Annotated in this window: 30 protein-coding genes and 1 pseudogene; 17 read left to right on the forward strand and 14 right to left on the reverse strand. The window is 38.3% G+C overall.

What is annotated here, in order from left to right; translation table 11 throughout:
- Window positions 1-5: 5 nt before the first annotated feature.
- The 3 genes from citG to G575_RS0106565 form a co-directional block, all read right to left on the reverse strand.
- Window positions 6-890: a triphosphoribosyl-dephospho-CoA synthase CitG gene (gene citG, locus G575_RS0106555; protein WP_027972029.1), complete on the reverse strand. Its 885-nt coding sequence runs from the start codon at window positions 888-890 to the stop codon at window positions 6-8.
- A complete protein-coding gene (locus G575_RS0106560) occupies window positions 883-1,581 on the reverse strand; it encodes a GntR family transcriptional regulator (protein ID WP_027972030.1) in 699 nt (232 codons plus the stop codon). The genes citG and G575_RS0106560 overlap by 8 nt, the downstream gene beginning before the upstream one ends.
- Window positions 1,582-1,863: 282 nt before the next feature.
- Window positions 1,864-3,267, reverse strand: coding sequence for a CitMHS family transporter (locus G575_RS0106565; RefSeq protein WP_027972031.1), 1,404 nt, complete (start codon window positions 3,265-3,267; stop codon window positions 1,864-1,866).
- A gap of 368 nt (window positions 3,268-3,635) precedes the next feature.
- On the opposite strand from G575_RS0106565, the gene G575_RS0106570 reads away from it, so the two are divergent.
- From G575_RS0106570 to G575_RS0106610, 9 genes are all read left to right on the forward strand, one after another.
- Entirely contained in the window at window positions 3,636-3,953 is a 318-nt protein-coding gene (locus tag G575_RS0106570; RefSeq protein WP_027972032.1) for a hypothetical protein, read from the forward strand.
- A 22-nt stretch (window positions 3,954-3,975) separates the two neighbouring features.
- Window positions 3,976-4,371 carry an acetyl-CoA carboxylase biotin carboxyl carrier protein subunit gene (locus tag G575_RS0106575; RefSeq protein ID WP_027972033.1) on the forward strand — a complete coding sequence of 132 codons (396 nt, stop codon included), beginning with the start codon at window positions 3,976-3,978 and terminating at the stop codon, window positions 4,369-4,371.
- 55 nt (window positions 4,372-4,426) lie between these two features.
- Window positions 4,427-5,554 carry a sodium ion-translocating decarboxylase subunit beta gene (locus tag G575_RS0106580; protein ID WP_027972034.1) on the forward strand — a complete coding sequence of 376 codons (1,128 nt, stop codon included), beginning with the start codon at window positions 4,427-4,429 and terminating at the stop codon, window positions 5,552-5,554.
- Window positions 5,555-5,571: 17 nt separating this feature from the next.
- Window positions 5,572-5,706 (forward strand): OadG-related small transporter subunit, encoded by a 135-nt coding sequence (locus tag G575_RS12585; RefSeq protein WP_027972035.1) that lies wholly within the window; start codon window positions 5,572-5,574, stop codon window positions 5,704-5,706.
- A gap of 78 nt (window positions 5,707-5,784) precedes the next feature.
- A complete protein-coding gene (gene citD / locus G575_RS0106590; RefSeq protein WP_027972036.1) occupies window positions 5,785-6,090 on the forward strand; it encodes a citrate lyase acyl carrier protein in 306 nt (101 codons plus the stop codon).
- Window positions 6,078-6,965, forward strand: a complete 888-nt coding sequence (gene citE / locus G575_RS0106595) for a citrate (pro-3S)-lyase subunit beta (RefSeq protein WP_027972037.1) — start codon at window positions 6,078-6,080, stop codon at window positions 6,963-6,965. Before citD ends, citE begins: the two co-directional genes overlap by 13 nt.
- Before the next feature lies 1 nt (window position 6,966).
- On the forward strand, window positions 6,967-8,502 hold the full coding sequence (gene citF, locus G575_RS0106600) for a citrate lyase subunit alpha (RefSeq protein WP_027972038.1): 1,536 nt from the start codon (window positions 6,967-6,969) through the stop codon (window positions 8,500-8,502).
- Window positions 8,495-9,022 carry a citrate lyase holo-[acyl-carrier protein] synthase gene (citX, locus tag G575_RS0106605; RefSeq protein WP_027972039.1) on the forward strand — a complete coding sequence of 176 codons (528 nt, stop codon included), beginning with the start codon at window positions 8,495-8,497 and terminating at the stop codon, window positions 9,020-9,022. The genes citF and citX overlap by 8 nt, the downstream gene beginning before the upstream one ends.
- 17 nt (window positions 9,023-9,039) lie before the next feature.
- Entirely contained in the window at window positions 9,040-10,431 is a 1,392-nt protein-coding gene (locus G575_RS0106610) for an oxaloacetate decarboxylase subunit alpha (protein ID WP_027972040.1), read from the forward strand.
- A 72-nt stretch (window positions 10,432-10,503) separates the two neighbouring features.
- On the opposite strand, the gene xerS is transcribed toward G575_RS0106610, so the two are convergent.
- The 5 genes from xerS to G575_RS0106640 all read right to left on the reverse strand — a co-directional run bounded on the left by xerS (window position 10,504) and on the right by G575_RS0106640 (window position 15,293).
- Entirely contained in the window at window positions 10,504-11,574 is a 1,071-nt protein-coding gene (gene xerS / locus G575_RS0106615) for a tyrosine recombinase XerS (RefSeq protein ID WP_027972041.1), read from the reverse strand.
- A 259-nt stretch (window positions 11,575-11,833) separates the two neighbouring features.
- Window positions 11,834-13,384 carry a signal recognition particle protein gene (ffh, locus tag G575_RS0106625; RefSeq protein ID WP_027972042.1) on the reverse strand — a complete coding sequence of 517 codons (1,551 nt, stop codon included), beginning with the start codon at window positions 13,382-13,384 and terminating at the stop codon, window positions 11,834-11,836.
- Window positions 13,385-13,410: 26 nt separating this feature from the next.
- A complete protein-coding gene (locus G575_RS0106630; RefSeq protein WP_027972043.1) occupies window positions 13,411-13,743 on the reverse strand; it encodes a putative DNA-binding protein in 333 nt (110 codons plus the stop codon).
- 137 nt (window positions 13,744-13,880) lie between these two features.
- The gene (locus tag G575_RS0106635; protein ID WP_027972044.1) at window positions 13,881-14,579 is read right to left on the reverse strand and encodes a GntR family transcriptional regulator; all 699 of its coding nucleotides are present in this window, start codon (window positions 14,577-14,579) and stop codon (window positions 13,881-13,883) included.
- Between the two features lie 72 nt (window positions 14,580-14,651).
- Window positions 14,652-15,293 (reverse strand): GNAT family N-acetyltransferase, encoded by a 642-nt coding sequence (locus G575_RS0106640; RefSeq protein WP_027972045.1) that lies wholly within the window; start codon window positions 15,291-15,293, stop codon window positions 14,652-14,654.
- 111 nt (window positions 15,294-15,404) lie between these two features.
- On the opposite strand from G575_RS0106640, the gene guaA reads away from it, so the two are divergent.
- Window positions 15,405-16,961, forward strand: a complete 1,557-nt coding sequence (gene guaA / locus G575_RS0106645) for a glutamine-hydrolyzing GMP synthase (protein ID WP_027972046.1) — start codon at window positions 15,405-15,407, stop codon at window positions 16,959-16,961.
- Between the two features lie 170 nt (window positions 16,962-17,131).
- On the opposite strand, the gene G575_RS0106650 is transcribed toward guaA, so the two are convergent.
- Entirely contained in the window at window positions 17,132-17,566 is a 435-nt protein-coding gene (locus G575_RS0106650; protein ID WP_027972047.1) for a hypothetical protein, read from the reverse strand.
- Window positions 17,550-18,461 carry a hypothetical protein gene (locus G575_RS0106655; protein WP_027972048.1) on the reverse strand — a complete coding sequence of 304 codons (912 nt, stop codon included), beginning with the start codon at window positions 18,459-18,461 and terminating at the stop codon, window positions 17,550-17,552. The genes G575_RS0106650 and G575_RS0106655 overlap by 17 nt, the downstream gene beginning before the upstream one ends.
- 159 nt (window positions 18,462-18,620) lie before the next feature.
- Here G575_RS0106655 and G575_RS0106660 point away from each other — a divergent pair, with 159 nt between their 5' ends.
- Entirely contained in the window at window positions 18,621-18,791 is a 171-nt protein-coding gene (locus G575_RS0106660) for a helix-turn-helix domain-containing protein (RefSeq protein WP_211218384.1), read from the forward strand.
- A 42-nt stretch (window positions 18,792-18,833) separates the two neighbouring features.
- On the opposite strand, the gene G575_RS0106665 is transcribed toward G575_RS0106660, so the two are convergent.
- Window positions 18,834-19,577: a hypothetical protein gene (locus G575_RS0106665; protein ID WP_156874728.1), complete on the reverse strand. Its 744-nt coding sequence runs from the start codon at window positions 19,575-19,577 to the stop codon at window positions 18,834-18,836.
- 155 nt (window positions 19,578-19,732) lie between these two features.
- Here G575_RS0106665 and G575_RS0106670 point away from each other — a divergent pair, with 155 nt between their 5' ends.
- The 6 genes from G575_RS0106670 to G575_RS0106695 all read left to right on the forward strand — a co-directional run bounded on the left by G575_RS0106670 (window position 19,733) and on the right by G575_RS0106695 (window position 24,853).
- Window positions 19,733-19,987 carry a hypothetical protein gene (locus G575_RS0106670; RefSeq protein ID WP_027972051.1) on the forward strand — a complete coding sequence of 85 codons (255 nt, stop codon included), beginning with the start codon at window positions 19,733-19,735 and terminating at the stop codon, window positions 19,985-19,987.
- A 16-nt stretch (window positions 19,988-20,003) separates the two neighbouring features.
- Entirely contained in the window at window positions 20,004-20,354 is a 351-nt protein-coding gene (locus tag G575_RS0106675) for a hypothetical protein (protein WP_027972052.1), read from the forward strand.
- Window positions 20,347-21,705, forward strand: coding sequence for a hypothetical protein (locus G575_RS0106680; protein WP_027972053.1), 1,359 nt, complete (start codon window positions 20,347-20,349; stop codon window positions 21,703-21,705). Before G575_RS0106675 ends, G575_RS0106680 begins: the two co-directional genes overlap by 8 nt.
- Before the next feature lie 271 nt (window positions 21,706-21,976).
- Window positions 21,977-23,350, forward strand: coding sequence for a Rep family protein (locus G575_RS0106685; RefSeq protein ID WP_027972054.1), 1,374 nt, complete (start codon window positions 21,977-21,979; stop codon window positions 23,348-23,350).
- A gap of 65 nt (window positions 23,351-23,415) precedes the next feature.
- A complete protein-coding gene (locus G575_RS0106690) occupies window positions 23,416-23,607 on the forward strand; it encodes a DUF3173 domain-containing protein (RefSeq protein ID WP_027972055.1) in 192 nt (63 codons plus the stop codon).
- A gap of 13 nt (window positions 23,608-23,620) precedes the next feature.
- Complete coding sequence (locus tag G575_RS0106695; RefSeq protein WP_027972056.1) at window positions 23,621-24,853, forward strand: tyrosine-type recombinase/integrase; 1,233 nt, start codon at window positions 23,621-23,623, stop codon at window positions 24,851-24,853.
- A 216-nt stretch (window positions 24,854-25,069) separates the two neighbouring features.
- Here the strand turns inward: G575_RS0106695 and G575_RS12680 are convergent.
- The 3 genes and pseudogenes from G575_RS12680 to G575_RS0106710 all read right to left on the reverse strand — a co-directional run.
- A pseudogene (locus G575_RS12680) lies at window positions 25,070-25,254 on the reverse strand (IS3 family transposase); the annotation flags it as partial.
- A 106-nt stretch (window positions 25,255-25,360) separates the two neighbouring features.
- Window positions 25,361-25,816 (reverse strand): hypothetical protein, encoded by a 456-nt coding sequence (locus tag G575_RS0106705; protein ID WP_027972058.1) that lies wholly within the window; start codon window positions 25,814-25,816, stop codon window positions 25,361-25,363.
- Window positions 25,817-25,825: 9 nt separating this feature from the next.
- A partial coding sequence (locus G575_RS0106710; RefSeq protein ID WP_211218385.1) for a DNA/RNA non-specific endonuclease occupies window positions 25,826-26,369 on the reverse strand: 544 nt, incomplete at its 5' end.

Genomic DNA, 26,369 nt, shown 5'->3' on the forward strand with positions numbered 1-26,369 from the left:
GCTGTTTAAAGTAGTCCTTCTAAGAAGGCAAAAAACAATGCTAAGGCAAGTAAATCCGCTGTCCCTCCAGGACTAAGGTGAGCGTCTACTAACTCTTGATTGTAAAGGGTTAATTCATCGATTAAGTCTTTTTTGGACAGTTCTTTATGGTGAAGTTGTTGACTGTCTGACATCACTTTTTGCCACGCTTCAATCCCTCCACGATGGATAAGATTGCCATCTTCCACAAATGTCATTAAGTAGACAAGAAGCTGAAGTTGGGCAAGCTCTTTATCACCATTTTTAAGCTGTTGACGGAAAAATGGTAGAGCTTTATCTGTTAGACTGGGAAAACCAAGGCTAGCTTCGCCACGAGGTCCTTTGATACCATGCTCTAAATAGAGCTTTTCGCCATAAGTTAACTCTTTTTTAGTGTCTAGCTGATGCAGGTCTGACTGAATCAAATGTTGGCACATGGGAATCGCCAGTTGGCAAATAGCCCAGCTATCTAGATGAGAAAAGTTATCTGGATGTTTTAAAAGCTTGGGATGGTGTTTAAGATGGACTCCAGTAGCTCCAAGAAGCACCGCAAACGAGAAATTGATTCCTTTATGGGTATTTATACCAGAAGTGGCAGCAAACATAGCTTTCTCAGCTTCAATTCCCAAAGCACGTAAGCGATTAAAGATGTGCTCAGGTGCCTCATCGGCATGTTCAAAGCCTATTCGGAGGTAGGAGTGAAAGAAGGGGGCTAGCGCTAAACTACTGTCAATAAAAGTTGTAAAGGTCATGTCATGATGAGACCCATCGTTCCAGCGGTCAACAAGACCAGGTTTTGGGCTTAAAGAGACTTCATAAAAGAGGGCTTTGGTGGCCCTTTGACTAAAGTGGCGTAACGCTGTCTCAACCATGTGTCGCATCTTCCATTTCCTTGAGAATAAACTCTAAGGAGCGATTGAGGTGTTCGTGAGTGATCAGGGTAACCTGGTCAACATCTTGATTTTTCATGCCACGATAAATAATCCAATGCTCCTCAAGCGCTCTGGTTCGGCGTTCCAGCGAGGATATCGAAATTTCTCGGAAATAGACCAGATAGGTTTGCAATTCGGTGACAATCTCGCGTAGGCGAAGCATCTGGCTCTTTTCATAGATGAGATTATTGAACTGATTAAAGTTAGCAATGATTTTATCGAGATTATTGTCATCGTTAATCATTGATTCACAATAGGTCAATAATGCCTTCATTTCGTCAAAGTCTGCCTCTGTCATTTTATACATGGCCTTAGTTGTCGCTAGAGTATCAAGGGCTTTACGGATATCAAAGATTTCAACCGCGTCTTTGACACTGATACCACGCGCGATAATTCCTTTTTTAGGAATATGTTCCACCAGTTTTTCTTCGATTAGGACGCTGATAGCATGACGAATAGGGGTGCGACTAATATTAAGCGCTGTTGAAAATTCTTTTTCATTGATGCGACTACCAGCAGGGATTTGCCCTAAAATAATGGTTTTTCGTAAGGCTTCATAAAAGGCCTGTTTTAATGGAATATTTAATGAAAGGTCAAGATTGGCCTTAACAGCCTCGATAATGCTATTCATAACTTTACTTCTTTCTAAAGAGTCATTATTATTATACCTAATTTTTTAGAAAATGCCTATCTCTTTTAGTCATTAAAACCAACTTCATCTATGAAGAGAATGCATGATGGGCTTTTAAGAGAACAATGTATTCTCATTTTCTGACCTAAAACAGAAGTTATGAGCACTGTTCTCCACAAAGGAGTAAGCCATCAATGACTCGATATGGAAACACATATTAAAACCCTTGGAGCGAAATCCAAGGGTAACTTCATATTTTATTTTTTATTCAAGTTTGCGATTTTATTGCGGAATGTAGAGTGGCATGTGACCTGTCGCAATGATTGTTACTACAAAGATGATGAAGATAACAGTTGCGTACTTAGCAGATTCACGTTGCCATTCACCCATATCAAGACCTGTCAAACGAAGAAGAAGGTAGATAAAGGCAACCAGTGGGCTGAGCAAGTGGAATGCTTGTCCCATAAGTGAAGCAAGAGCCATTGATTCAGGAGAGAATCCGTATGAAGCACCAGCTTCAGCCATAACTGGAAGGATACCGTAGTAGAATCCATCATTTGAGATGAAGAATGTACCTGGAGCAGAAATCAAAGCGATAATGAGACCCCAGAAACCTGCCAATTGTTTAGGAATGATGGTTGCAAAGCTATTAGCAAGTGCTGTAGCCATACCTGAACCTTGGAAAAGTCCCATAAAGATACCAGCAGCAAATACCAAGATAACTACTTGAACAGCATCACCAGCGTTGTCACCGATACGTTTAGATTGATCTTTGATCACTGGGTAGTTAACCATAAGAGCGATAACTGTACCAACTGCAAAGAGAAGAAGTGGAGCTAATTCGATTGACTCGATGAATGAACCAGCAACCAACCAACCGATAAGGACGATTGTCAAGATAGCGTTGAACCAGAAGTTCTTAGGACGGCGAATTGCCAATGTATCTGGATCAGTGATATCAGTCAATTCTTTAAGTTCAGCTTCTGTAAATTCAACAACACCAAGGCGAGCACGCTCTTTACGTCCCATGCTAGGAGCAACCCAGAAAGTCACATAAAGAAGGGAAAGAACCATACCAGGAGCAAGGTAACCAAGGATTTCAGCACCAACGTTCAATACTGACATAGCACGCGCTGTTGGTCCACCCCAAGGAAGAAGGTTCATGATTGTGTTTTGAAGGATAATCAAGACACCAAGGTTCATGATCTTCATGTTAAGTTTCTTATAGATTGGTAAGAAAGCTGATACAACGATAAGTGTAGTAGTCGTTCCGTCACCGTTAAGTGAAACAGCAGCAGCTACAACAGCAGTCGCAACAAGCACTTTCATTGGATCGCCTTTTGCGAAACGAATCATTTTCTCAGTGATTGGGTCAAAAAGACCTGCATCAAGCATTGTTGAGAAGTAGAGAATCGCAAAGAGCAACATGATACCAGTCTTAGCGGTAGTGTTAACCCCGTAAAGAACCATATCGCCGATAGCAGTTAGATTATTAAGGCTTCCTTCTTCACCGACGAAGGCAACGAATTTAGCATCTGAAGTCAAATCTGCTGTACCTGTGATCAGGATCACAGCGGCGAACACAAGTGGCACCAACACGAGTGACGTGAACGGTGACATCTTTTTCGTCATCACGACGTACATGAAGACGACGATCATAGCGTATGCTAGAACAGTCAATAACATAAGTTATTCTCCTCTTTATTTTTTTATTCAATATGGTCTATTGAACTTGAATAAAATATGAAGGTTATTTAGACCTTATGAGATAAGTATAATTGAAAGCGTTTGTAATGAAAAGCCCTTTTTCAGAAAAAAACACAAAAAAAACACTAAGATAAGCAAATTTCTTGACAAGCAAATCAAAAATAGATTTTTTCTTCTATATATAGCTGATAAAATTTATAAAATAAAAAATGAAAGCGTTCTAAAAAAACACAAAAAATCCAACAAGATTCAAGGAGGATGTTATATAATAGTTTTAGAAAGTAGAGTCGATAGCACTTGTTATGGTTATCACATTTCTATTATTTCTAAAAAAGGAAGGAGGCATTATGGGATTCTTTCAACGCCTATTTGGAAAATCTCAAGACAAGGAGACTGTTTCAATAGTTTCTGAGGTAAAAAAAGACCTCGATGATTGGAAACCTGTCCCTGCTTATATCCCGGCAAATCAAGAAGACTATAGTCTTGTTAGTCTTATTGCTACGGCGATTGCGGCAGGAGATAAGCCAGAAAGTCAATTTGTTGTTAAGAGAGTGTTGCAGCGAAATCCTGAGGCCTTAAAGGTTTCAATAATCGCATCCAGCATCGCCGCAGGCGATTATCCAGACAGTCAGTTTGCTGTCAAATCTATACATACTAAAAAATAATTTTATTTAAGGAGAACATGACATGTTACGTAAATTCAAAATTGCAATCGACGGTAAAGAGTACCTTGTTGAGATGGAAGAAATCGGAGGCGTACCTGCTCCTGCGGTTGCCCCAGTAGCAGCAGCCCCTGCTCCAGCTCCAGTAGCTGCACCTGTTGCAGAAGCGGCTCCAGCCCCAGTTGCGGCAGCTTCATCACAAGCAGGAGCAGATGCAATGCCAGCTCCAATGCCAGGAACCATTCTTCGTATCTTGGTTAATGTAGGTGATACTGTGACTGAAAACCAACCACTGATGATTCTTGAAGCTATGAAAATGGAAAACGAAATCGTTGCAACATCAGCTGGTACTGTAACAGGAATCCATGTATCACAAGGTCAAACAGTTAACCCAGGTGACGGTTTGATTACTATTGGCTAATTAAACCGATCACATAGGCTTAGCAAAATCATTAAAAATAGAAAGAAGTAATAGCGTGCATATCTTAATCGAAGGAATTACATCCATTACTTTCCCACAAATCATCATGATGCTTATTGGTGCACTGTTGATGTATTTGGGAATTAAAAAAGAATACGAACCAACTCTCCTTGTTCCAATGGGACTAGGGACAATCCTTGTTAACTTTCCATCTACTGGGGTATTGAATCAAACCGTAAACGGCATCGAACAAACAGGGGTTTTTGAAGAATTGTTCAAATTCGGTATTGGAACCGAACTCTTCCCACTCCTCATCTTCATCGGTATCGGAGCAATGATTGATTTTGGACCACTTCTCCAAAACCCATTCATGATGCTATTTGGTGCAGCAGCCCAATTTGGTATCTTCTTTGTTGTAGTTGTTGCAGTTCTTGCTGGCTTTGACATCAAAGAAGCTGCTTCAATTGGTATCATTGGTGCAGCTGATGGTCCGACATCAATCTTCGTTGCTAACCAGTTGGCGCCAGGGCTCTTAGGACCAATCACTGTTGCGGCATACTCATATATGGCCTTGGTTCCTATTATCCAACCATTTGCGATTAAAATGGTAACCACTAAAAAAGAGCGTCGTATTCGTATGACTTATAAGTCAGAAAACGTTTCTCAACTGACAAAAATTCTCTTCCCGATTGTTATCACTTTGGTAGCTGGATTTATTTCACCAATTTCACTTCCATTGGTTGGTTTCTTAATGTTTGGTAACCTTCTTCGTGAGTGTGGTGTACTTGATCGTTTGTCACAAACAGCACAAAATGAATTGGTTAACATCGTTTCTATTCTTCTTGGTTTGACCATTTCAGTTAAAATGCAAGCAGACCAATTCTTGAATGTTCAAACACTAATGATTATCCTCTTTGGTCTTTTGGCCTTCATCATGGACTCAATCGGTGGTGTTATGTTTGCTAAATTGTTGAACATCTTCCGTAAAGAAGGCAACAAAATTAACCCTATGATTGGTGCGGCAGGTATCTCTGCTTTCCCAATGTCAAGTCGTGTTATCCAAAAAATGGCAACAGATGAAGACCCTCAAAACTTTATCTTGATGTACTCTGTCGGTGCCAATGTTTCTGGACAAATCGCCTCTGTTATTGCTGGTGGCTTGCTCCTTGCATTCTTTAGCTAATTGGAGGAATAGTAAAAATGAATTTCAATATGGAACACTTATACCAATCTCTTGAACTGATGGTTTTAGGGATGGCTGGTGTCTTTCTTGTCTTGGGAATCTTATATGTTTCAGCAGCGGTTCTGCTTAAACTGTTCCCAGTAAAAAAATAAATCTGTTTAACACGTGCGACCCTGCGAGCTGTCCGCTCGCTCGCGCCGCCATTTATCATTATCAATAAGAGGTGAAATATGGACATTAAACAAACTGCTGTTGCAGGATCGCTTGAATCAAGTGATATCCAAGTAACAGTTGCTCCAGCTGCTCAAGGGATTACGATTTCTCTTGAGAGTAATGTTGAAAAACAATTCGGCAATCAAATTCGTAAAGTGATTACAAGCACCCTTCAAAATCTCGGTGTGGAAGCAGCAGAAGTGACTGCAGTTGATAAGGGAGCATTAGACTGTACGATTCAGGCTCGTACTCTTGCAGCTGTGCACCGTGCTGCCGGCGTTGAAAGCATGAACTGGAAGGAGATTGACGCATGGAACGTTTAAGAAGAACAATGATGTTTGTACCTGGTGCTAATGCAGGTATGTTACGTGATGCCCCACTTTACGGAGCAGATTCCATCATGTTTGACCTTGAAGATTCTGTTTCTTTGAAGGAAAAAGATACTTCTCGCGCTTTGGTTCATTTTGCCCTAAAAACATTCGATTATAGCAATGTTGAAACGGTTGTGCGTATCAATGGCTTGGACACTTGTGGTGCGCTAGATATTGAAGCAGTTGTCACAGCAGGTGTTAATGTGGTTCGCTTACCAAAGACAGAAACTGCTCAAGATATTATTGATGTTGAAGCTGAAATTGAACGTGTTGAACGTGAGTATGGCATTCCAGTTGGTCGCACTCGTATGATGGCTGCCATCGAATCAGCAGAAGGTGTCCTTAATGCACCAGCAATCGCAAAAGCTTCTGACCGTCTTATTGGTATTGCACTTGGTGCGGAGGACTATGTCACAAATATGAAGACACGCCGTTATCCTGATGGTCAAGAATTGTTCTTTGCACGTAGCATGATTCTCCATGCGGCTCGTGCTGCCGGCATTGCAGCAATTGATACGGTTTATTCAGATGTGAACAATACTGAAGGCTTCCAAGCAGAGGTTAATCACATCAAACAACTTGGCTTTGATGGTAAATCTGTTATTAACCCACGGCAAATTCCATTGGTTAATGAGATTTATACACCAACTGAAAAAGAAATCGATCATGCCAAACAAGTTATCTGGGCCATTCGTGAAGCAGAAAGCAAAGGTTCAGGCGTTATTTCCCTTAACGGTAAAATGGTTGATAAGCCAATCGTTGAACGTGCAGAACGTGTGATTATGCTTGCTAAAGCAGCAGGTGTGCTTTCAGAGGAGGAGATTTAATATGGTTAAAAATTCTTTAGGTCGCGAGATTCCAACTGAATATGCAGAAAAATATGGCGTATTCGAAAGTGAATTGACAAATGTCAAACCTTATGACGAGTCGACTCGCCGCATTAAACCTGTTAAACCACGTGATGAAAAATTATTGGGCTCAATTCGTGAAGCTATCGAGAAAACCGGTCTGAAAGATGGAATGACGATTTCCTTCCACCACCATTTCCGTGAAGGTGACTTCGTGATGAATATGGTTTTGGAAGAGATTGCTAAGATGGGCATTAAAAATCTCTCTATCGCACCAAGTTCTATTGCCAATGTTCACGCACCTCTAATTGAGCACATCAAAAATGGTGTCGTTACCAACATCACCTCGTCAGGTCTTCGTGATAAGGTCGGTGCTGCCATTTCATCTGGTATCATGGAAAATCCAGTTGTTATCCGTTCACATGGTGGACGTGCACGTGCGATTGCTAAGGGAGACATTCACATTGATGTTGCCTTCCTTGGTGCACCTTCTTCGGATGCCTATGGAAATGCTAACGGAGTAAAAGGTAAAGCAACTTGTGGCTCTCTTGGTTATGCTATGGTTGATGCTAAATATGCAGACCAAGTTGTTATCATTACAGACACACTAGTACCATATCCAAACTCACCAATTTCCATTCCACAGACGGATGTAGACTATGTCGTTGAAGTAGAAGCGATTGGTGATCCAAAAGGTATCGCTAAAGGCGCAACGCGTTTTACAAAAAATCCAAAAGAGCTTCTTATTGCTGAATATGCAGCTAAAGTTATCACAAACTCACCTTACTATAAAGAAGGCTTCTCATTCCAGACTGGTACAGGAGGAGCTTCACTGGCAGTGACACGCTTCATGCGCGAAGCTATGCTTAAAGATGGTATTACTGCTAGCTTTGCTCTAGGTGGTATCACAAATGCTATGGTTGAGCTTTTGGAAGAGGGCTTGGTTGATCGTATCATTGATGTTCAAGACTTTGACCACCCATCTGCTCTGTCACTTGACCGTAATGCAGGGAAACACCTTGAAATAGATGCCAATATGTATGCTTCCCCACTCAGCAAAGGCTCAGCAATCAATATGTTAGATACCTGCATTTTGTCTGCTTTGGAAGTGGATACTAACTTTAACGTCAATGTAATGACCGGGTCTGACGGGGTTATCCGTGGTGCTTCTGGAGGACACTGTGACACAGCATTTGCTGCTAAAATGTCTATGGTTATCTCACCATTGGTTCGTGGACGCATTCCTACCTTCGTAGAATCTGTGAACACGGTAATCACACCAGGAACATCTGTTGACGTAGTGGTTACAGAAATTGGTATTGCTATCAATCCTAACCGTCCAGACCTTGTGGAACACTTTAAAGATCTTAAAGTACCACAATATACCATCAAAGAATTGCAAGAAAAAGCTTATGCTATTGTTGGTAATCCAGAACCAATCCAATATGGTGATAAGGTAGTTGCTTTGATTGAGTACCGAGATGGCACACTGATTGACGTGGTACGCAATGTCTAACACGATTTTTGATGGTCCTAAAGTCACTTTAGAAGATATGTTAGAAGCTAGAGAAGGCCGCAATCTGCGTCAGCAGTCACTGTTAAGACAGTATGCTGGCGCCTCCCTTCTTTCAGCAACTATGAACATACCAGGGCCGATTAAAACATCTAAGATGTTAGAGGCTGTCTTTGACCAAATCATCTATAAAATTGAGAGTTCCCTAAAGGAAAATATTCTTTTCAGCAGGAAACTCGAACTTAAAACAGGTGGGGAATATTATCTAGTAACCCAACTAGACCCCCTAGACTTGAAAACAATGTTAATAGCGATAGAAGAAGAAACAGCAGCGGGACGCTTGATGGATTTAGATGTTGTTCGTCTAATAGATGACAAGATTGTGCCCATCAGTCGCACTGAGTTAGGTTTACCTGCGCGTAGTTGTTATATTTGTGCTTCGAATGCTAAGGAATGTAGTAGAAGTCAAAAACATAACCTTAGCCAGATAAGAGAAGCTATCGCAAGTCTATTAAAAAATTAATGGAAAGAGAGAAATCCATGACAAAAATCCGTATTACCGAAACGGTTTTGCGCGACGGTCAACAAAGTCAAATTGCGACTCGCATGACGACAGAAGAAATGTTGCCGGTCCTTGAACAATTGGATCAAGCGGGGTACTATGCCTTAGAGATGTGGGGCGGAGCAACCTTTGACTCTTGTCTTCGCTTCCTTAATGAAGATCCATGGGAACGCCTTCGGACCATCCGCAAAGCAGTTAAGAATACAAAACTTCAAATGCTCCTTCGAGGGCAAAATTTACTTGGTTATCGTAATTATGCTGATGATGTGGTAACCAGCTTTATTCAAAAATCCGTTGAAAACGGAATTGATATTGTCCGTATTTTTGATGCGCTGAATGATCCTCGTAACCTTCAAACAGCCGTAAAAGCTACTAAAGATGCTGGTGGCCATGCTCAAGTTGCTATTTCTTATACAACAAGTCCTGTTCACACCGTAGATTACTTTGTTGACTTGACAAAACGCTACGCTGAAATTGGAGCTGATTCTATCTGTATTAAAGATATGGCAGGTGTATTAACCCCTCAAACAGGTTATGATTTGGTTAAGCGTATCAAAGAAGCTGTCAATCTGCCACTTGAGGTTCATACCCATGCAACATCAGGTATCTCAGAAATGACTTACCTTAAAGTAGCTGAGGCTGGAGCAGATATTATTGATACCGCTGTATCTTCTTTTGCAGGAGGCACTAGTCAACCAGCAACAGAAGCAATGGTTATCGCTCTTGAGGAACTTGGCTTTGAAACAGGTGTTGATTTGAAAAAAGTTGAAGAAATAGCAGAACACTTCAACAAAGTTCGTGATCATTACCGCAAAGAAGGAATCCTAAACCCTAAAGTTAAGGATGTCGAGCCAAAAACACTCATTTACCAAGTACCTGGTGGAATGCTTTCAAACCTTCTTAGCCAGTTGAGCGAACAAGGCCTGGCTGATAAGTATGAAGAGGTCCTCTCAGAAGTCCCTCGTGTGCGTGCAGATCTTGGCTACCCGCCATTGGTAACACCATTATCTCAGATGGTGGGGACACAAGCATTGATGAATGTTATTTCGGGTGAGCGCTACAAGGTTGTTCCAAACGAAATTAAGGACTACGTCCGTGGTCTTTACGGTCAATCACCAGCTCCACTTGCGGAAGGTATTAAAGAAAAAATTATTGGTAACGAGGAAGTAATCACTGTTCGTCCAGCGGATTTGATTGAACCACAAATGCCAACTTTACGTGAAGAAATCGCTGAATATGCTAAGAGTGAAGAAGATGTTCTTAGCTACGCTTCATTCCCTAAACAGGCTCGTGATTTCTTAGGACGTCGTGAAGATCCTTTCTACGATGTACCTGTTCAAAATGTATCTGTTACCATTGACGTTAACTAAAAAAGAAGACCTTTTGGTCTTCTTTTTATATGGTTAAGAACTCAATTTTGTTACATAATTATAGTTATGTTTCTAAAGTTTATCTAAAGCATTTTTTTGTTCGTCGTTAACGATATGGGTATAAAGGTCTGTAACTTGTGTGTTAGCATGCCCAAGTTGATGGCTGACCAGTACCTGTGATTTCGTGGCATCGTATAACCTGGTAGCTAGTGTGTGACGGAGTTTATGAGGGGTTACACGAACTTTAAAGTCTGCAGAATACTTTGCCACCATTTTTTCAATAGATGAAGCATCGATACGATTGGCAAGACCTCTATATTCTGTTAAAAAGAAGGCTGTATTGTTTTTCTCTGGTTTGTAGCGGTTTTGGCGGATATTGTAGTAATTCTCAAGATAAGGTTTAGCAAAGCCTGCGACATTGACAGAATCACGCTTACCTCCTTTACGCGTTACTTCAATCACCATCGTCTTTAGGTTAATATCCTTTAAGTCCAGATTGACCGCTTCAGATAGACGAACACCCGAAGCAAGTAGGAGTGACAAAATCGCCAAATCACGTTCTTTATTTTTCTGAAAAGAGGATTTTGCTCGGTTAGAGAGTTTGTTCTCGTATTCACAATTAACATACTCTAAAAATGCAGTGGTTTCATCTCCTAAGAACAGTTTTTGTTTGATGTTCTCAGCCCGAGCTGCTAGGGTTTCTCGTTTTTTCTTGGTGGCGATTTTTTTCATAACATTTCGGTAAAAATAAGGTTCACCCTGCTCATTTTCAACCTCTTCAGTAAGATACTTATAGAGACTAGACAGTGCGGATAAGGTACGGTTTAGGGTGGTTTGAGAAATGCCGTACTGTGTCGTATTAGCATTCAAGAGAGGGCGCTCACGAAGATAGCGAACAAAGGCTTCCATATCTTTTTTAGTCAAATGCTCTAAAACTGTCAGCTCAATATCAGATATTTGGGAAACCTTTGCGATATCCGATTCAATAAGCCAATCAAAAAAGCGTTTATATTCTTTGAGGTATTCGTACAAAGTCGCAAAACTATAAGGCACAGATAGTTTGGATTGGTAATAATCTAGCACAAACCAAGGCATGATGGATTTGTATTCTTCTATTTTTTCCAGTAAAAGTTCACGTTTCATGAAATTCTCCCAATTTTTCTATAATAGGAGTATAGCATATCAATTAACATTTTTCAAGAAAATTATAGTTTTTCGGAAAAATGTCGGTGGGTTTATAGGTGCAATAACCAAAAAAATTTATAGGAAGAAATTACTAAAAATGCACTTTATTCAATCAAACGTCAAATAAGGATGCTCAAAGTTCTTATTCTATAAAATTGTTGATGATAATATGATAAAAGCAAGTCTCAAAATCAGACTTGCTTTTGGTTATTTGAGGTTATTTTCTTTTCTTTTTAGCTTTTTTGATTTTATTGGCTTGACGTTTCATAGCCTGTTTCATGGCAAAGGAACCCAGTTTTCCTTTTAGTCCGCCACCAAACATTTCTGACATGTCTGGCATACCAGATCCTCCCATCATGCCTTCAAGGGCTGACATGTCCATACCACCTAAATCAGGCATTCCAGCAGGCATGTTTTTGGGAAGGTTATTAGGATTGATGCCCATTTGTTTCATCATAGCATTCATGTCTCCAGACATGACTCCCTGCATCATGGTTTTAGCTTGATTAAAGTCTTTGATAAACTTATTGACATCGACAAAGCTATTACCAGATCCAGCAGCGATGCGTCTGCGACGGTTTGGTGTCAAAAGGTCTGGATTTTCACGTTCAGCTGGCGTCATTGATGAGACAATAGCTCGTTTTCTGGCGATTTCTTTTTCATCAACCTTAAGATTTGCTAGCGCTGGATTTCCAGACATGCCAGGTAGCATCTTGAGAAGGTCTTCCATAGGCCCCATGCTTTGCACTTGATCCAGTTGGTTAATGAAATCGTTGAAATCAAAGGTGTTTTCACGCATTTTTTCAGCTAATTCAGCTGATTTTTGCATGTCGTATTCCTGAGACGCTTTTTCAATCAGAGTCAGCAGATCTCCCATACCAAGAATACGGCTAGCCATGCGGTTAGGATGGAAAGTCTCAATATCAGTGATTTTTTCACCTGTACCAGTGAATTTTATTGGCTTACCAGTAATTTCTCGGATAGAGAGTGCCGCACCGCCACGTGTATCACCGTCAATTTTCGTTAGGATGACACCAGTTACTTCCAGTTGCTGGTTAAACTCACGAGCCACGTTAGCCGCTTCTTGACCAATCATGGCATCAACAACTAAGAGAATTTCATTTGGTTGCGCCAGCTCTTTGACATCACGAAGTTCTTTCATGAGTGTTTCGTCAATTTGCAGACGACCGGCAGTATCAATTAAGACATAATCGTGATGATTAGCGCGAGCGATTTCTAGACCTTGACGAACAATGTCTACAGCCGGCGTCCCAGTTCCCATATCAAAGACAGGTACACCAATTTGCTGACCGAGAGTTTTCAGCTGATCAATGGCCGCAGGACGGTAAATGTCTGCCGCAATCATAAGCGGTCTTGCTTTTTCTTCCTTTATGAGTTTATTGGCTAATTTACCTGCGAAAGTGGTTTTACCAGCACCTTGAAGACCTACCATCATGATGATTGTAGGAATTTTAGGAGATTTGATAATCTCAGCAGTTTCGGCTCCAAGAATGGTTGTCAGTTCTTCGTTGACAATCTTGATGATTTGCTGTGAGGCATCGAGGGTTTCGATGATTTCATGGCCAACAGCACGATCACGAACACGTTTAATAAAGGTTTTGACAACAGGAAGAGCAACGTCCGCTTCTAAAAGTGCAAGACGGATTTCTTTGGTGACTTCCTGGACTTCTTTTTCAGATAATTTTCCTTTGCGACGCAAGTTTTTAAAAACGCCCTGCAAGCGTTGGGTTAAGCTTTCAAATGCCATAATAATGTCCTTTCAAATCAATGGTATTAGTCACGGTTATCGATGCTAGATAAAATGGCTAATCTTTCTTGGATAAAGCTGTCATCAGCATACTTTTCAGCCATTTCATCAAAAATCTGGCTCCGAACGATATAGTCAGAGTACATGTGTAGCTTCATTTCATAGCTCTCCAAGACCTTTTCTGTACGCTTGATATTATCATAAACAGCCTGTCGACTAACGCCAAATTCCTCTGCAATCTCTGCTAGACTATAATCATCAGCATAATAAAGTTCAATGTAGTTCATCTGCTTATCGGTTAACAGCGCAGCATAGAACTCAAAGAGCGCATTCATACGGTTGGTTTTTTCAATTTCCATAACCTTTATTTTAGCATAAATCCAAGGAATTTAATAGAAAAAATAGGCATTTTATCTGCTAGCTCTGCAATCCTTTGTTGAAAGAAAAAAGCCTTTTTGGTTGCATAATAATATTTATGTAATCAAAAAGCCGAGATTTAATTATTTTCTAGGTAAAATTCAAAACGATCCCCGACATACTGACTTTTGACATATTCAAACGGTCTTCCGTCGGTAAAATATGAAACTTGAGTTAAGGCAAGAATAGCATGATTTTTAGGAATACCAAGGTAAGTAGCCACGCGTTCACTGGCATTTTTAGCATAAATAGTTTGCTGACTTTTACCGATTTCGTAACCATTTTCAATCAATGTTTTAAAAAAGTGCTCCGTGATGTCCTTTTGTTGAAAGGATTTGATTAACTTTTCTGGGATGTAGGTTTCCTCAAAGACCACAGGAAGTTTATCGGCATATCGAATACGTTCCATTTTGATGACATAATCATTTTTATGTAAACAAAGGCGTTCGATTTCAGTTTGACTAGCCATTTTACGTTGGTAGGAGATGACCTTGGTCGATGGTTTTTTCCCCTGTGATTGAATGATTTCAGTAAAGGAGGTCGTGCCACGCATTTTTTCCTGGACTCGCCGACTCGCCACATAAGTCCCACTTCCGATGCGCCGCTCTAAGATCCCCTCTTCTACTAACAAGGTCACAGCCTGGCGTAGGGTCATACGGCTGACCTTAAATTGATCTGCTAAGTCTCGTTCGCTGGGCAGACGATCTCCGATAGCCCAAATGCCGTCATCGATATCTTCTTTAATGGTATCACGAATTTGAAGGTAAGCTGGTTGCATAATAATTTCTTTCTAATTGTTCACTTAACAAAATGGACGACCTATCGGACTCTTAAGTAGTAAATGATTTAGCTACTTATAGCGTTTCAGATAAGTGCGTTCTTCAAAGATTTGGTCCTCATCAAAAAGTGCTAAATCTTCTTCTTTAGCCACGATATAATGGCCTTCTCTTAGGTAATAAGGAAGCTCCCCGTCGTTTGTCTCAAATGTTAGGCGTTTTTCGTCCAAAAGTACCTTGAAGTGAAAGTCTTGCTGAAGGGCTTTAGGTCTTCCAACAACTAGCCAATCCTTGCAGATTAGTTCTGCTCCCCATTTTTGATAGAGATGATTTGCTTTGTCATCTCCTCTTGTGAAAATAGCTAGCGCTTCTACTTCTTTCTCCTTTAAGAGTTTCTCTGCTTCTCTAAAAAGCTTTTCTGCGATACCTTGGCCTTGGAAATCCGGATGAACTGCGAGATTGCTAAAGTATGCTACCTTATCACATGGATAATAGGGGTAAGCTCTGCTATTTTCTAAGGAATAAATGCCAATATCTAAAAGGCCAACCACCATGTCTCCTCTAAGGGCAATAAGCTCTATACTATCAGCATACCAATCGGATAAATCGTCTTTATTAGGACTGATATCATCAAAAAACTCTGAAAAAAGATAAGCCAAAGCCTTGCAATAAACCCAAGACTTCTCATACTTAGACTGATAAGATGTAATCGTAATCATAGCATCAGTTTACCAGATTTTAAGGGAAAAATCAGCAAAAAAATGGTATTTATGCTAAAATATATAAGAATGGGTTCATTATAAGGGCCACAAATAGAAAGGGAAAACATGACTGAAACCTTGACAGATGTTCAAAAAATCATCGTTCTTGATTACGGTAGCCAGTACAATCAGCTGATTGCTCGCCGTATTCGTGAGTTCGGTGTTTTTTCAGAACTGAAAAGCCACAAAATCACAGCTGATGAGCTCCGTGCCATCAATCCTATTGGAATTGTCCTATCAGGAGGACCAAACTCTGTTTATGCTGACAACGCTTTTGGCATTGACGAGGCCATTTTTGAATTAGGCATTCCCATTTTAGGGATTTGCTACGGCATGCAGCTAATTACCCACAAACTTGGTGGTAAAGTGGTTCCAGCTGGGGAAGCTGGTAACCGTGAATATGGCCAATCTACCCTACGCCTACGAGCAGAATCAAAACTTTTTGCAGGAACACCTGAAGAGCAACTGGTTCTCATGAGTCATGGGGATGCCGTTACTGAAATCCCTCAAGGTTTCCATTTGGTCGGTGACTCGGTTGATTGCCCTTATGCTGCCATGGAAAATACGGAGAAAAACTTCTATGGTATCCAGTTCCACCCAGAAGTACGCCACTCTGTCTACGGTAATGACATCTTGAAAAACTTTGCTGTAAACATCTGCGGTGCACGTCAAGATTGGTCTATGGACAACTTCATTGACATGGAAATCAAGAAGATTCGTGAAACAGTTGGAGATCGTAAGGTGCTTCTTGGCTTGTCTGGTGGGGTTGATTCATCAGTTGTTGGTGTCCTTTTACAAAAAGCCATAGGTGACCAGTTGACCTGTATCTTTGTCGATCATGGCCTTCTTCGTAAAAATGAAGGTGATCAAGTGATGGAGATGCTTGGTGGTAAATTTGGACTTAACATTATCCGAGTGGATGCTGCCAAGCGTTTCCTTGACCTGCTTGCAGGTGTCGATGATCCTGAGAAAAAACGCAAAATTATCGGTAATGAGTTTGTTTATGTCTTTGATGATGAGGCGAGCAAACTCAAAGGTGTTGATTTCCTAGCGCAAGGAACCCTCTATACAGACATTATCGAATCTGGGACAGAAACCGCTGAAACCATTAAATCACACCATAATGTTGGCGGCCTACCTGAAGATATGCAGTTTGAGCTCATCGAACCACTCAACACCTTGTTTAAGGATGAAGTTCGTGCACTTGGTACCGCTCTAGGCATGCCTGATGAAGTCGTGTGGCGCCAGCCTTTCCCAGGTCCAGGACTTGCTATCCGCGTCATGGGGGAAATCACAGAAGAAAAACTAGAAACGGTTCGTGAATCCGATGCGATTCTCCGCGAGGAGATTGCTAAAGCGGGTCTTGATCGTGATGTTTGGCAATATTTCACAGTTAATACTGGCGTTCGCTCTGTAGGTGTCATGGGTGACGGTCGTACTTACGACTACACTATCGCGATTCGAGCAATCACATCTATCGATGGCATGACGGCCGATTTTGCCCAACTCCCATGGGATGTTCTCAAGAAAATCTCAACCCGCATTGTCAACGAAGTGGCTCACGTCAACCGCATCGTCTACGATATCACCAGCAAACCACCAGCGACAGTGGAGTGGGAATAATGTATAAGAGTAACTTTGGCTAAGAATCCTTGATTTAACAGCATTTTGCCTATTATAAGAAGTGTTAAAATGAGATAAATACACTTGGATTGTCTCCAAAGTGTCTCCAAAAAAAGAAGTCCTAAGTAAAAATTAGGGCTTCTTTTTTGCTAGCTATTTACTGATAAAACTTAATATTTAAGTAATATCAACTCATCATTAAGTTCAGGAATTCTTAAAGAATCTCCTTCTTTCTGAAATATCATTTCTTTTGTTCGGTTGTTTTCTGAATCTTCTAGTATTAATGTTTGAGAACTAACATCGATATTCGTTAATCTAGCTTGTTTCTGTACCTCACCTTTTTTCAATATTAAATCACCAGTTTTACCATGTATGACAACTGTTACCGAAACACCGTCTGCCTCGCCGAAGTATTTGCCATCTAGGTCATTTTTTAGTAGACCTCTACCAGAGAAAATAGCAATGACAACAATAATTCCAACTGTCAATAACTGTTGTTTTTTTGTTAAATGCTTAAACCAACTAATAAGACTTTCCAATGTACTTTTTATTAATTTCATATCATTTTTTCCTTTTATCTTATTTGCTTCACTCTTCTGTAACATTTTTAGTATCCAATTTATCAAATGCAATTAGCACAGACTCATTAGGTACTGCTGTTATTAGAAACGAATCATTATTTACACCTTCATCCGGATTAACATATCCCACATAATAGGTATTATATACTAATCCTGAAATTGTTGTTGTACAATAGTAATTGTAATTTACTACTTCTACTTCTCCGTTCATTTGGTTTATCCTATAAAACCAAAACTCAGGTGCTTCACCAACAACTGTATTTCCTGTAGAATCTGTTTTAACAGTAGCTTTTGCTGGTTTGTTTAAATGTTGTGCTGAAAAGTCGGCATAGGTTAATTTTTTCAGTTCTGCCAATGATTTTAAGGTTCTATCTTTCTCCTCTTTTAATTTAGTAAGTTCATCAGAAGCTAGGCTTAATTCCAAATCCGGGTCACTAAATTCTTCCGGGTACGCTTTTATTTGCTCTATTGTTCTCTCCCAACTTGCAATTAGTTGATTATAATATTCTGCTTTCTCAGCTTCCTTATCCCCTGAACTTGGTATTGCATCTTCTTTATTTACTTCGAAATAAGCTTTATCTTGCTCTATTGCTAACTTTTTTACTTCCTCAGTATTTTTGTCCTTAACATCAGATAATGTTAATTCTCGAATAAAATATGTATTTATTTTTCCATTTTTAGTAATATAAATCGCATCAATACTATCATCCTTAGAAATTTGACCATCATCATTTGAGTCATCGATATTATACCAAATATGTTCTTTAGATTCATTTGCTAGTTGCATAAAAGCTACTGTTGTAACATCTTCTAAATTTTGAAGTTTATTTTGGGTCGATTGATTGGAAGAACAAGCAGTTAGAATTGTGCTAGCAAGTAATGTTCCGAAAGTGAGAACAAGAAAGTTTCTTTTATCCATTATGAGACTCCTAAAGGTTATTATTGGAAATATTACTTTCCAACTATATTTTAACATATTGCGGATATAATCACAATATTAAATTGTACATCTTCTTTTTATAATTGTAATTGAAAGGAGTTGATTACAATTATAAGTTTTGAACCATTGTGGCAAACAATGAAAGAAAAAAATATTTCACAGTACCGACTCTTAAAATCAGGTATAGATAATAAAACACTTGATAGCTTAAAGAAAAACAAGAATATTACATTACTAACATTAGAAAAACTGTGTATCATTTTAGAATGTAAACCGAATGATATAATAGAATTTATTACAGAGATATAAAAACGATTCCTACTAATAAAAGTAAGAATCGTTTTTAATTTGTCAAATTTGCTCCTTATCTTTATAAAATTCTAGATTTTCTTTTTGCAACATATAAGCAAAATACCTTTGATTAGCTTCAATAATCTTTTCTTGAACCTCTACAGGTACAGAAGATTGCTCATCAATATCTAACTGGATAATGTCATCATTATTCAAGTCATTTTTTATTAAATATTTACAGCAATCTTCAATTGCTTCTGTATCTATTTGAACCCCAAGCTTTTCTTGAATTACCTCTAGCAACACATTAATTTTTGTTTCCAAAATGCTAAATCGTATATCATTAACAGTAGATTTAGAATCACCAGTACCTTCACCTGATTTATAAAGTTCTAATAGTTTATCCTGTAAATCTCCATATTTATTGTGACCAGTATCATCTTTAGTATATAAATTTTCAATATTCACATTGGCTTTTTTTATCGATTCATTGACTGAAACATATTGCTCCTTTATTAATTTTTCAATTGCAATTCTTATCCCCTTAACTTTAGATGAATTACATGGATAAATAACTTCTGCAATCTCGTTCATCATGTAATCTTTCATAAGATGTAGAATAAAATAATTTTTCTCATTGAAAGTCAATGAATTCCAATTTCTACTACCAAATTCTTTTTTTAAAGTACGATTTGCTTTTGTTCGAATCCGATTTTTTGCATCAACGGATTGCTCTAATCTTTCGTAATCTATTCCATATGTCTCATATAATGATTTGAGCATAGGATTTTTAAGTTTTCTCAAATTCATTTCTCCTCGTTGTTCGTTTTAGGCAAAAGTGTTCGTTTATAATCAAATTATACCTTGATTTTACAGCTTTTTCAATCGTTTTAACTTTTTTACATGTTCGTTTTAGTTCGTTATAATGTATTCATAAAATAGCGAAAGGAGGTCCACATATGACTGATAATTTGAAACTGATAAATGAGTGGTTAAAACAGTATTTGCTTGAGAAGAATTTAGATTTTTATGATAAGCGATATGAAACAAAAACCATTATGTCTATGGAGATTTTACTTGAAAAACCGCCTGATTTATATTTGCAAAAGCAAACATTGCTTTCAAATTTACCATTTCATAAGCAATTGAAAGAATCAGTAGATATAGCTCTACTGTATCAAGTGCTGATTGATTTTATTGACTACTTACTTTGATAAAGGAGAACATACAATGGCTAAAATTACATATCAATCATTTACAAAAAATTTACAAGAAGTTACTTTACAAAAAACCGAGAAGACTATCAAGATTAGTGAGAAATCTGGTGCGGAATACACAGTAGAATATATTCCTAATTTACAGGTTCTCGCAATTACTGCACCAGCAGAACACAACGGAAAGTACCGATATTCTATCATTGACACCAAAAATGATTTGGAATATACAGTTACAGCGCCGACTAAAGTTGAGGCTAAGTTTGGTACTCCATTAATTTTCAAAAATGTTCGTGGCGGATTGATGGATAAAACAGTTTGGTTTGCTGCTGAATCAGTATCAATTTTACAACGTAACAATGTTTAAGCGTAAATACCGAAGAATCAAACCTACCCCTAATTGCAAGCTACAAGGCTATCAACTTTCTCTGATAGCCTTTGTGGTTACAATGGGAGTTACTGGATTGTTATTCTTAATATACTACAATGTCGTGTTTTTAGTACCTTATCTAATAAGACCGCTACAATTCTTTGCATTAGTAGATTTGTTAAATTTAATTCTACTAATATATCTCTGGTCAAAACGTGAAGAGATATCAACTATTTCGATACCAGTCATGTCTAACCAAGCCAATAGATTATCCCTAAAATTGAAGCGCTTATTCAATGACAAACAAATAACAGATGTCCTAAATCTTTCAAACTCAACACGCTATGGCGATGAAATGCCAGAACTACATGTGTGGATTAACGATGATTTGAATGAGGGATATATTGCTATTGAAAATATTGCAAACTGGGAACGTGCTGACCGTGAAAAATTTGAACAGCGTGTATCTGGAATTTTAGCAGGAAAGTATCAGAGATTTGCAGTTATCACTTCAGAACTCACAGCAGGCGACAGTTTTATCATCTTCTATTTTGAAGATACACTTACTTCACAGCGCTTGATTGTAGAAGACAATGCATATTCATTACAGCCATTTGTAAACGACGATAAACATGCAATAAAGCTATCAAAAGACCTAATATGGCATTCGGATATTGTACCACATTTGAGTGTCATTGCTCGTACTCGAGCAGGGAAATCTGTACTTGCTGGTCGTTATATGGCTCGTTTAATGTTATTACAAGGTTGGATTGTAGAATATAATTCAGCAAAATATGACCGTTACGTCAAGGAATTTAATGGTCAATCAGAACCTATCGATATTGTTAAACGTGCCGAATATTGGTGTACCGTTATGGATGACCGACTAGCAGAAATCAATAAAGCAGGTAAAGACAAATATTCTGAAATTGATAATATGCCCGATATTGGACTGTTCTTTGATGAACTAGGAAATCTTAACGCTTCTTTAGAATCGATGGATAAAGTCGATAAGAGTCTGAAAGTTACCGCTCGGTGGACTACTGCAATTAACCGATTATCAGCCACTGGTGCTTCTGCTGGTATTCATATCATAGCTATAAGTCAATTTGCAACGAAAGAGGGTTTTCTTCCTTCACTAGCTCGTGTTAACTGTTCAGACGCTGTAATAATGCTTGGTGGAGCAGCTGATTCAGCTGATGAACGCAAATACCTCATGAGCGGTTTTGCGGATATGCCTAAGCGAAGTTACGGTAAAGGACAAGGACTGGCTCGTATTGTCGGCTCTGGTCGTAAATGGGAAAACAGCCCGCATTTCTATGAAACACCATGGTTTGAGGAATTCTAGTAAATCATTGAATGTACTGACTAGAGAAATCTGTCAGTCATGAAATGATTTATTGACGAAGCCGACGAGTCATAAGGTCGGTCATCTTGAAGAGATGAAGCAAATCTATTTCTAACTATTCCTAACGCCTGCGCGGCACTGGGCTGGTCGAGTGGCGCGCTTATCAAAAGCACTAGACAGGACAAGGGTTTGAGGAAATTTTTCAAATTTCAAGTCCTTGTTCTATCTAGGGGATAGTTAAACGAATAATTAAAAATGGAGTATATTTATTATGGTAAAAAAAGATGCTAATCTTACAGCAATTATGCTTGTACAACAACTTGAGGAGGAATATTGGTTATCCCCTGACTACAAAGAACCACTTCAACAAGCTAAAGAGGGGAATTGTCGCCCTCTACTTGAATTGATTATTAAAAAGCTACGTGAAAATGATATCATTGCAAAAGAAGCGTATATCATCCTGCATAATAAAGACACAGTAACCATTTGGAATCCTAATGAATTGAAAAATGAAGTCAAAAATAAAGAAGAACATGTACATGCTCTTCTAAAATTTGAAAAAGGAGCTTCATTAAATAAGATTGCATTTGCAGTTGGTATTGAGCCACAATACCTTGAAAGATTAAAATCTGGTCGGTATGGTTATCCGAACTGTCTAGCCTATCTTGTGCATGCAAAGGATGAAAACAAGCACCAGTATCAACCTGAAGAGGTTGTAACCGTTCTAGGAGAAGATTATGTCAGTATCTATCATCGTAGTATGGAGACTTGGATTAAAGGCAGAGCAACCAAAAAAGCTAAAGAAACTGACCTCAGCATTGATTGGCTTATTGATAAGATACTAGCTGGCGAAGTGACAAAAAGCAATATTATGCTTACAGATAGTTACTATGCTATATATGGTCAACACAAGCGGAAAATCAACGAGGCTTTAGATACCGCAGGAGAACGTAGGAGTTATCAAACAATCGCAGAAATGGAAGCAGGAAAATTCAAAAAGACAATTATCTTTATTCAAGCCGAAAGCGGTGCTGGTAAAACTAGACTAAGTAAGAAATTTATTGCGTTATTGCAAAAGGTTGCATTGAAATTCGGGCAAACTTGGGATTTTTGCGTAACTGCTTCTACTAATGCTCTGGATGAAGTAAATGGTCAGGAAATTCTATTACTCGATGATTTAAGAGGTAGTTCATTGACTGTTTCAGATTGGCTCAAACTCTTAGACCCCTACATGATTAGTCCTATTTCGGCAAGGTATCATAACAAAATCGGATCATCTAAGGTTATCATCATCACAAGCACTAAAAAGCCAATAGACTTCTTTGAGGTTGCAAAAGATAATGTTGGAGAAGATTTAGGACAGTTTATTCGTCGCATTGATTATTTGCTTGAGTTAGGAGACAAAGTTGCATTATCCGTTCCAGAGAAACAAACTAAACATAAATTAGATGAGGATAAAATTCCTTGGATGTTACCGCCTTTTGCATCTTACGATTTTTCACAAAAAAAATTGTATTCAATTAACGAAGCCATTGATATTCTCGTGAAGACTACAATTCGAAATATGCAATGGAACACGCAAAAAAAGGTTATCAATGCCAGCGACCAAACTAACAACGATAACCCAAACACTCAACAAAAATAGTCAACAACTACTTCTGTTGTTGCTATTGTCTCATATTTTATAATAAATCTCAAGAGGATAGCAAGATGAACACTAAAACAATTGATTACACATATTTAGTTGAACTTGGTTTTCCAAAAGCCACTGCTCAACAAATCATTAGACAAACTAAGAATAATTTGGTAAAACAAGGTTATACACTTTATAGCAATAAACGGCTGGGTACAGTTCCAGTTAGTGCTGTTGAAAAAGTTCTTGGCTTTAAGTTACTAGAGTAGAAAGAGGTAACTTATGGCAAAAACGAATTTTCAAGATGTCTATATGGACGAGAAAGGACAATACTATTATGAAGTGAGTTTAGGAACTGATAATATTACAGGTAAACGTATCAAAAAGAAAGCTCGTAAAAATGCAAATGGTAAGAAATTTACTACTGCTAAAGAAGCATACACAGAAGCTATTAGGGTCAAAAACGACTACTTACAATCTAATGGTTATTCAAATTATGATATGACCTATGAGCAATTTATGAATACTACCTACTTACCATTTTATCAATCTGAAGTAAGCGAGCACACATATTCCACACGTCAACCTGCAATCAACCTAGTCATAAAAAGGTTTGGCAGAAAGAAATTAAAGGATATTTCAATTCGAGATGTACAAAATTTTAGAACTTGGCTACTCTCAAAAAATGGTGGGAACTATTCACAAGCATATGCTAGTTTAACTTTTGGAATGTTTCGTAAAACATTAGACTTCGCTGTGAGCATGCAATTTCTTGATACTAATGTTTCAATGAAAGTCAAAGCAATTCCAAAAGGTCGGACTCATTCACAATATTGGACAAAACGAGATTTTGAAGAAGTTATCAGTCATATCTATATTGATGATTTCTATGAACATCTATGCTTCGTTTTATTATGGCTCTATTTTTGTACAGGATTGCGTGTAAACGAAGGTACAGCTTTATGGTGGAATAACATTGACTTTGAGAAAAAACAGCTCACAGTCAATCATATGTTGATTATGAAGAGTAAAACGAACTGGATTCGCCAAAATCATACTAAGACAGATTCAGGTTTACGGACAATCTCGTTAGATGATGATACAATCTCTATTCTCAAAGAATGGAAAAATAGGCAAGCTAGTTTAGGAAGAGTAAATTTTGTTTTAAGTTATGACGGAAATCCTATGCTTAAATCAACTATATCAAGGATTATTAAGAGATATGCAATATTAGCAAAAGTTCCAGAAATACAAGCCAAGGAACTTAGGCATTCTCACGCTTCCTACCTTATCAACGAATTGAACGCTTCTGTTCTAATAGTCTCTAAACGTTTGGGACATTCTTCACCGGAAATCACTCTAAAGCACTACGCTCATTTATGGTCAGGCGTTGACAAGGAACTTGCTGATGAAATGGTTGGTTTAATTTCAATCAAACATGCAGACAAAACAATGGTACAATTTAATGGTAACCAAGTAATATCGAAAAAGTCGCCAAAATTGTCGCCAAATTAAATCAAAATAGCTAAAAACACTGTTATTTCAACGATTCTAAAGGCCTATTTAGTCGTTGAGTGGGAATAATACACAAAACTCATTTAAACCAAAAGTATTGATTTAACTGCATTTTTCATTATTATAAAGCAAATAAAAGGGATTAAAACCATTTGCTTCCCCACCAGTAGAAAACCGAACTGCTCCCTGTCAAGTGGACAATGAAATAATAAAAGATTAGGCAACGGCCTTGTTCCTCATTTCAAGAGGGGCAAGGCCGTTGTTGCGTTCTTGAAAACGTTGGTGATTGTAAAAATGGATGTAAGCATCAATGTCTGATACCAACTCCTCAAAGTCTTATACTTCTTCAAATCATAGCACTCCGTCTTAAAGTGCCCAAAGAAACTCTCAATTGGTGCATTAATAGTTGCTTCATCAATACTATTCTGAACAAAATGAGTAAACTGTTTTTGATATTCTGGTAATTCTTTTAAAACATTATCCCCAAACTGACCGACATACTTAGACTTATCTATTCTCAATCTCGGCTTTGACTTCTTCATACCATTGATTAAAAATATCAAATGAAGTTAAAGTATCAGAATTTGAATAAAATAGGTCATAAGAGTAATCTGCATGAACCTTCTTATTCACATTATCATAAATAAGTTTGATTTGGGTTGGCATGGGACGATTATACTCGATACAAATTTTATGAATTTCTTGTAAATCTTGGTTGCCAATCTTTAATACTGAAAAGATTAAATTGTCTAATTGTTCTTCTGATAAATTTACCACTGATAGTTCATGTAATTTTTCTATCTTTCCTGTGGAAACTTTACAAAATACATCAAAAGAATACATTGTTTCATAAGAGGCATATATATATATATAATCCGTTTTTACTTTTACTCTACTAAAATACTCTAGTGCCAATAAAATCATATCTTCTTGTTTTTTGGAAAATTTATCTTCAAATATCATAACTAACCTCTAATTATTTGGTATACTTCTAAAAATTTGCTCTCCGTTAATTTTATAAAAAACCTCAAAACTACTTGGTCTCAAACTGTCACCCACATAGTTAACTTTTACATTTACTGAAACTTTTTTCCCCTCTTCGAGGGCTTTTGCCCACTGGTTTTCTAGTTTCTTGTAATCACTTAAATTCACTTCGCTTAACTGAGAAACAAGGTTGTCAATTTCAGGCGAACCACCAAAACGGTCTCCAGCCAAATGTCCAGCATGGTCTCCCTTCAATTTACCTGGAGTGTTTGCGTCGTGTGGTAAACGATTTTCTCTGTTTGTTCGCTGAAGCTCTGGGGCGTCCCATTCCGCTAGTCGTCCTACATCATCAGTTCGATAGACGTATTCGTATTCACCTGTTTGATAACGAACATTAGGTTTTAAGTTACCGAAATCATCAAAATGAGAGCCATCTCGAATAATATCATCGATAAACCTATCTGTATTGCTGGACAAGCGATTCATAGAAGCCCCCACCTCATCCACACTGCCACTTAAACTCTTGGCAAAG

Origin of the sequence: Streptococcus plurextorum DSM 22810 (assembly GCF_000423745.1) — a bacterium.
GTDB lineage: Bacteria > Bacillota > Bacilli > Lactobacillales > Streptococcaceae > Streptococcus > Streptococcus plurextorum.

Bases quoted from the DNA above. Each gene is read 5' to 3' on its own strand.
- citG (WP_027972029.1), bottom strand. From the start codon at position 890: ATGGTTGAGACAGCGTTACGCCACTTTAGTCAAAGGGCCACCAAAGCC.
- G575_RS12585 (WP_027972035.1), top strand. From the start codon at position 5,572: ATGAATTTCAATATGGAACACTTATACCAATCTCTTGAACTGATGGTT.
- citE (WP_027972037.1), top strand. From the start codon at position 6,078: ATGGAACGTTTAAGAAGAACAATGATGTTTGTACCTGGTGCTAATGCA.
- G575_RS0106565 (WP_027972031.1), bottom strand. From the start codon at position 3,267: ATGTTATTGACTGTTCTAGCATACGCTATGATCGTCGTCTTCATGTAC.
- G575_RS0106655 (WP_027972048.1), bottom strand. From the start codon at position 18,461: ATGGATAAAAGAAACTTTCTTGTTCTCACTTTCGGAACATTACTTGCT.
- G575_RS0106630 (WP_027972043.1), bottom strand. From the start codon at position 13,743: ATGGAAATTGAAAAAACCAACCGTATGAATGCGCTCTTTGAGTTCTAT.
- citF (WP_027972038.1), top strand. From the start codon at position 6,967: ATGGTTAAAAATTCTTTAGGTCGCGAGATTCCAACTGAATATGCAGAA.
- G575_RS0106570 (WP_027972032.1), top strand. From the start codon at position 3,636: ATGGGATTCTTTCAACGCCTATTTGGAAAATCTCAAGACAAGGAGACT.
- guaA (WP_027972046.1), top strand. From the start codon at position 15,405: ATGACTGAAACCTTGACAGATGTTCAAAAAATCATCGTTCTTGATTAC.
- G575_RS0106635 (WP_027972044.1), bottom strand. From the start codon at position 14,579: ATGCAACCAGCTTACCTTCAAATTCGTGATACCATTAAAGAAGATATC.
- G575_RS0106670 (WP_027972051.1), top strand. From the start codon at position 19,733: ATGACTGATAATTTGAAACTGATAAATGAGTGGTTAAAACAGTATTTG.
- citX (WP_027972039.1), top strand. From the start codon at position 8,495: ATGTCTAACACGATTTTTGATGGTCCTAAAGTCACTTTAGAAGATATG.
- G575_RS0106575 (WP_027972033.1), top strand. From the start codon at position 3,976: ATGTTACGTAAATTCAAAATTGCAATCGACGGTAAAGAGTACCTTGTT.
- G575_RS0106680 (WP_027972053.1), top strand. From the start codon at position 20,347: ATGTTTAAGCGTAAATACCGAAGAATCAAACCTACCCCTAATTGCAAG.
- G575_RS0106610 (WP_027972040.1), top strand. From the start codon at position 9,040: ATGACAAAAATCCGTATTACCGAAACGGTTTTGCGCGACGGTCAACAA.
- citD (WP_027972036.1), top strand. From the start codon at position 5,785: ATGGACATTAAACAAACTGCTGTTGCAGGATCGCTTGAATCAAGTGAT.
- G575_RS0106650 (WP_027972047.1), bottom strand. From the start codon at position 17,566: ATGTTACAGAAGAGTGAAGCAAATAAGATAAAAGGAAAAAATGATATG.
- G575_RS0106685 (WP_027972054.1), top strand. From the start codon at position 21,977: ATGGTAAAAAAAGATGCTAATCTTACAGCAATTATGCTTGTACAACAA.
- G575_RS0106675 (WP_027972052.1), top strand. From the start codon at position 20,004: ATGGCTAAAATTACATATCAATCATTTACAAAAAATTTACAAGAAGTT.
- G575_RS0106560 (WP_027972030.1), bottom strand. From the start codon at position 1,581: ATGAATAGCATTATCGAGGCTGTTAAGGCCAATCTTGACCTTTCATTA.
- G575_RS0106695 (WP_027972056.1), top strand. From the start codon at position 23,621: ATGGCAAAAACGAATTTTCAAGATGTCTATATGGACGAGAAAGGACAA.
- xerS (WP_027972041.1), bottom strand. From the start codon at position 11,574: ATGAAACGTGAACTTTTACTGGAAAAAATAGAAGAATACAAATCCATC.
- ffh (WP_027972042.1), bottom strand. From the start codon at position 13,384: ATGGCATTTGAAAGCTTAACCCAACGCTTGCAGGGCGTTTTTAAAAAC.
- G575_RS0106705 (WP_027972058.1), bottom strand. From the start codon at position 25,816: ATGATATTTGAAGATAAATTTTCCAAAAAACAAGAAGATATGATTTTA.
- G575_RS0106660 (WP_211218384.1), top strand. From the start codon at position 18,621: ATGAAAGAAAAAAATATTTCACAGTACCGACTCTTAAAATCAGGTATA.
- G575_RS0106690 (WP_027972055.1), top strand. From the start codon at position 23,416: ATGAACACTAAAACAATTGATTACACATATTTAGTTGAACTTGGTTTT.